Origin of the sequence: uncultured Wocania sp., from assembly GCF_964021735.1 — a bacterium.
In the GTDB taxonomy this organism is placed as follows: domain Bacteria; phylum Bacteroidota; class Bacteroidia; order Flavobacteriales; family Flavobacteriaceae; genus Wocania_A.
The window spans coordinates 1-4882 of record NZ_CAXIBN010000210.1 but is presented as its reverse complement, the minus strand read 5'-3'; the positions used below and the strand labels follow the sequence as shown (position 1 = coordinate 4882).

At 31.3% G+C, this 4882-nt stretch carries 5 protein-coding genes; all 5 read right to left on the bottom strand.

The window, feature by feature from the left end; translation table 11 throughout:
• The coding region (locus tag AADI82_RS13710; RefSeq protein ID WP_341216992.1) for a hypothetical protein at nucleotides 1-302 on the bottom strand (302 nt) is incomplete at its 3' end.
• A 102-nt stretch (nucleotides 303-404) separates the two neighbouring features.
• On the bottom strand, nucleotides 405-1220 hold the full coding sequence (locus AADI82_RS13705) for a hypothetical protein (protein WP_341216991.1): 816 nt from the start codon (nucleotides 1218-1220) through the stop codon (nucleotides 405-407).
• 6 nt (nucleotides 1221-1226) lie between these two features.
• Nucleotides 1227-1457, bottom strand: coding sequence for a hypothetical protein (locus AADI82_RS13700; RefSeq protein ID WP_341216990.1), 231 nt, complete (start codon nucleotides 1455-1457; stop codon nucleotides 1227-1229).
• 7 nt (nucleotides 1458-1464) lie between these two features.
• Nucleotides 1465-3111, bottom strand: coding sequence for a zinc finger-like domain-containing protein (locus tag AADI82_RS13695; protein ID WP_341216989.1), 1647 nt, complete (start codon nucleotides 3109-3111; stop codon nucleotides 1465-1467).
• A gap of 327 nt (nucleotides 3112-3438) precedes the next feature.
• Complete coding sequence (locus AADI82_RS13690; RefSeq protein ID WP_341216988.1) at nucleotides 3439-4755, bottom strand: phage terminase large subunit; 1317 nt, start codon at nucleotides 4753-4755, stop codon at nucleotides 3439-3441.
• Nucleotides 4756-4882: the final 127 nt, after the last annotated feature.

The following is a 4882-nucleotide window of genomic DNA, read 5'->3' as shown; positions in this document are numbered from 1 at the left end:
GTTTGAAATTTATCGCCATAAGTTGCCCATGTGAATGCTACTTCGGTAGAATCACCTACTGAACCTGTGTGATTATGCGCTCTCGCTGACGTGTTAGATCGTTTAGAACGATTAAAGAAATACCCTTTTTCGGCTCTTGATGTTGCTGTACGCAATGCACCAACGTTAGGTATTGCTATATCTGTGTTTTTTTGAAACGCTCCAAAAACATTAGGACTTTTTACCCTCATTTCTGGTGCTGCGAAACGACTCGCTAGTATTAGTTTTGCTTCCGCTAAGACAGAAGCTGCATAATTTGCCATTTTATTAAAGTTTTTTTTAATTAATAAATAGTGCAGTATCTTTGCGTTATTCTTTTGCCTATGTCTTGGCTTTTTACCTTTTTTGCTTGTTTTTTTAGAAGTTTAAGCAACTACTTCTTTATTTTCAGCTCTCCATGCTTGGTAATCTTCATCGTATTTTTGTGTGTTTAACGATTGATCTGGATTTTGTTTTTGCCAGTTCTTTTGAAAATCTGATATAGAATTTCCTTTAAAACCGCTTTTACCAAATTCATTATCACCACCACGTCCTGGAGCAGCACTTATATATTTTTCTTTAACTAACCAATCATTAAAATCGGAACTTAAAGATATTGGTTCTGTTGTTTTTGGGTCTTTTAAAACCTCACCATTTACTTTAATAACATTAATATCGTTTTCAATATCAAGTTCTCTCTCGCTCTTGTAAAGCGTTATTAAAGCTTCTTTTTTAAGCGTTGTATCTTTAGGTATAATAGATAGCAAACTGTTATTAATTTGTTGATTTTTAGTTTTACCTAATAACTCGCCATTAACCGTTTTTAAACCTGTTATTTCTTCTTCATAGGTATTTTTAAGATTTGTAATATCTTTTTCTAATTCTGAAACACGCTCGTTTGAGTTTTTAGAATATTTATTTTTTAACTGCTCGTCATGGTGAGATAAAAAAACATCAATATTCTTGCCTTCAAATTCATATCCGTATTTCTTTTTAAGGTCTTTAGACAGCATTTCTTCTTTAGCTTCTTTACCTTCGTTGTATTTTCCAGAATCACGAGATTTTAACTCGTCATCTGTAAATAATTGTCCTGCCAATTTTAATTCCTCTGGCGTTTCGCTAGTTAACTTTTCGGTTAATTCCTCCGCTGTTATTCCGTAATGACTAGCCATTGACGAAATAAGGTCTTTGTTTAATTCCATTTATAATTACTCTTTTTTGGTTTTTGCTTTTTTAGATTTTTTACTTTCTCCTTTATCTTCCCAAATCGATATAATTTGAATACCTTTCTCATTTTTAGCATTTTCGATATTATTATCACTATCGATTTCTAATTGCTCGGCAGCAGAATCAACTACTTTTTTAACTTCTCCAACCTCTTCTTTTTTTGTTTGCTTTCCGTTATTGAAAGTAACTTTACACTCTTGTAATTTTCTCATTTTAGTTTTAATTTAATTGTGATGCTTCTAATGGTATTTCTAAATTGTCATTTACATACTTATCAAAATCATCTTTAAGCTTATTAAAATCATTTGAATAGTCAACCTCTTGCAAGCTATTCCATTCGCAAAATAACAACTTTCTTTGTATCTGTTTTATACTGGCTATACCTTGCAAATCTTCTAACGAATAATGTGGATAAGGCTCTAAATTAAATTCGTTTAGTTTACTTTGCATCATAGCGTTATCGTTATGATATTCAGCCATTAAAAATTGTTTATATAAATAATCTAAAGTAGATATAGGGCTTTGTTTATCTTTAGCATGTAGGTACTTCTCCCAAAGTACATCAGGAGTTTCAATTAAAAAACGTTTACCATAACGAACACTTGCTTTTTTAAACAAATCTTTATACATAATTTTACCTTGAAACTCTGTAAGCTTTTGCTCTATGTTTTCGGCTGTTGTAGATATGTTTTTTAAAGTTTCTTGTATAGGCTGTTCGTCTATAAAACGAGCTGTTGCTGTTTCTGCTTTTACATTTTCATTAGTGTAAGTTCCCCATAAAGCGAAGTGCATTTCTTTACGCATTTCGTTAAGTTCGTCTAATTGTTTTTGCCATGTTTCTAAATCTGGCTGAACATATCCTGCTACGTCTGGCGTTATTTTAGGTTGCCCATCTTTAGGAATAGGAATATTTATTGAATCTGAAACATCATTAGTAACCTTTTGACCTGTGCCGTAGCATGTAGGGCATTTTGTTTTTTCTTGCGTTTCTTTTTTGGTTATTTTACCAGTACCTAAACATGTAGTACATTTAGAAGTTAAGCGCCAAAAGATAGGGAACCCATGTAAAAACTTATAAATAGAGTGTACCGAACTATCTCGCATATACTCTTTTAAAACTTCATCTATTTTATTAATAAATGATTTACGTCCGTTGGTTTTTTTGTCGATAATATCTGAGCATAAAACAGCAGGTACAAAACCATAATTATGATTGATTATAGAGGTTTCTTTGTTTGGTTCAATGTATTCTTTTAACTGTTCTTTATCATTATAGTAAAGACCATCTTTTTGTTCGTCGAATACTCGGTAAACTTTAACCTCTTTTTTGTCATCTATTAATACTTTACCATAATTAAAAATAACATAATCAAATACACCCCATTTTAAAGAATAATCGTGTACGGTTAAAATGCTTTTATAAGTTGGATATGCTTTAGGATTTTGACCATTTTCAACCTCGATAAAACAAACGCCATTAGGATCTGTTACATAGGCTTCATTCCAATATGTTTCCATCCACTTGGTAATAGATATACCCTCTGGTAATTTATCTAAATGCTCTTTAAAGTTTGTTAAGGCTGTTTGTGAAGATATTTCAATATCGACATTATAACCAGAAGCTGAAAATATTTTATTTTTAGGATTTAATAAGTTGGATAAGAAGTCTTTTGTCGATCGTGCGATTTTATCTCTTAGACTTTTTTGTGATGCGTTCTCGTAGTTTTGAACTTGCTCTAATTGAGATGCAACATCTCCACCGTTATAATATAAATCTAAAACAGTATGCTCTTCTTGCCATTGTTTAATATTGGCGTTAGAAGGTTTTTTTATGAGTTCTAAAATCTGATCGTTATCTAAAATCATCTATAAATCACTATATATTACAAACATAATGATTTTTTTGTTATTTATAACGATTATAAATAAGGAATTTAGTTTTTATTCACATCTATGCTAAATTCGACAATAATATTTCCTTCAAAAGTACATTCACATTCCTTTGAATATCCGTTATTAGTTTTAGTTTTTGTTTTATCAGTTTTACAATGTTTACAAATTTCCATCATTTTAATTTTATATCTTTTTTTCTGAATATGTGTGAAAAAGTTATTTTACATTTGGTTTGCTTAATCTTAGAATAAAAATTACTATTCGTTATTTAAAAATTATCTTGTTTGCTGTTTTATTGAATTAATATATTACGTATTCATCTGGCTCTAACTCAAAGTAGTAACGCATCATAATACTATCCCACTCATCTGGCGACCTACCTATCATTTCTTTAACCTTGTCTTTTGGAACAACTCCAAGTTTACCGTCTTTATCAACATCCTTGATTTTTACCTGCTCCATTTCTTCGGATGTTATCTCGATAATAGTAGTATCGTGGCATAACTCTACAACTTCTTTTTTAACTATCTTTTTAGCCATTTCGATACTACATTGACTCTTTAAATTGTCGTAGTTAGGTGTTATGTATTCGTCTGCAATAGATTCTTTTATGGGTCTAGAATTATTTACAAAACCTTTACATCCTAAATAATCAACTACACCACCACCTACTCCATCCTCATCGGCTATCGTGTTAGAGTTACTTATTCCATATTCAAACTGTAATTCTTCTGCTTTGGTTACTACTTCATCAATTCTAGAAATATCCATAGAAAAACGTTTAAAACATACCCAACCTTTCCAAAGTCTAAAGACTGTTTTATCTTTTCCCTTTCTGGCAACATCAATAGTCATATATTTTGTTTCTCCTTCTTTGACTTGTCTGCCGTTCCAATAATCAGTAATACTGTCTAAATCTATTAAAGTAGCTGGATCATCGTCATATTCCCAATTACCATAATATAAACGTTGCTTACTATTCTTATCAAGACTTCTCAGTGATTCTAAGTAACTATCTGGTAAGTGTGGATTGTCCGTTGGTAAAGCCTGTATAAACTTCCTTGATTTTGGTAATTCGTTTAACTTGTTTGGTTTGTAAAAATATTTATAAGTCCAATTTTTAGAAGGGTTGCAACTTCCTAAAACTTTTGGTATTAAATTAAACTCTTTTAGTTTAAATCTACACCTAGACGTAACTATCTGCCACGCTTTATAAACTATCTGATTACATTCATCTATAAAAGCTCCTGTAATTTCTAAAGAACCTAAACTATCAAAGTTAGGGTCTGACGGATATAAGAATAAGTCTTTTAAAAGTATTTGACTACCATTAACCCAATTAATAGAGTTGCTTTGAGCATTGTATGTGAATTGTTCTGATATACCTAATGCAGTAGATAGCTCAAAGAATGTATTTAAAGTAGTTTCTTTTAAAGCTTTAAGCTTAGAACGCCCCATTAACCAGCGAGAGTTAGGGTATTTCTGACACATTTCAATTAACCACAAACAGCCGAGAGCAGATTTACCGCCCCCAGCTGCACCACCATAAAGAAGTTCGTTTGTTTCTTTATCCTTTAGGTAATATACTGCATTCTCTTGTTTAGGTAGTAACTTCACTACTCAGGTTTAGTTCCACTACCTAAATTAATAGTAGTTGTTTGTATTGGTTTATCCGCATCCCCTCCTTCATGTTGTAGTTTAGACGTCTCTATTAAGCCATGATAAGACTTTAATATAAATATAC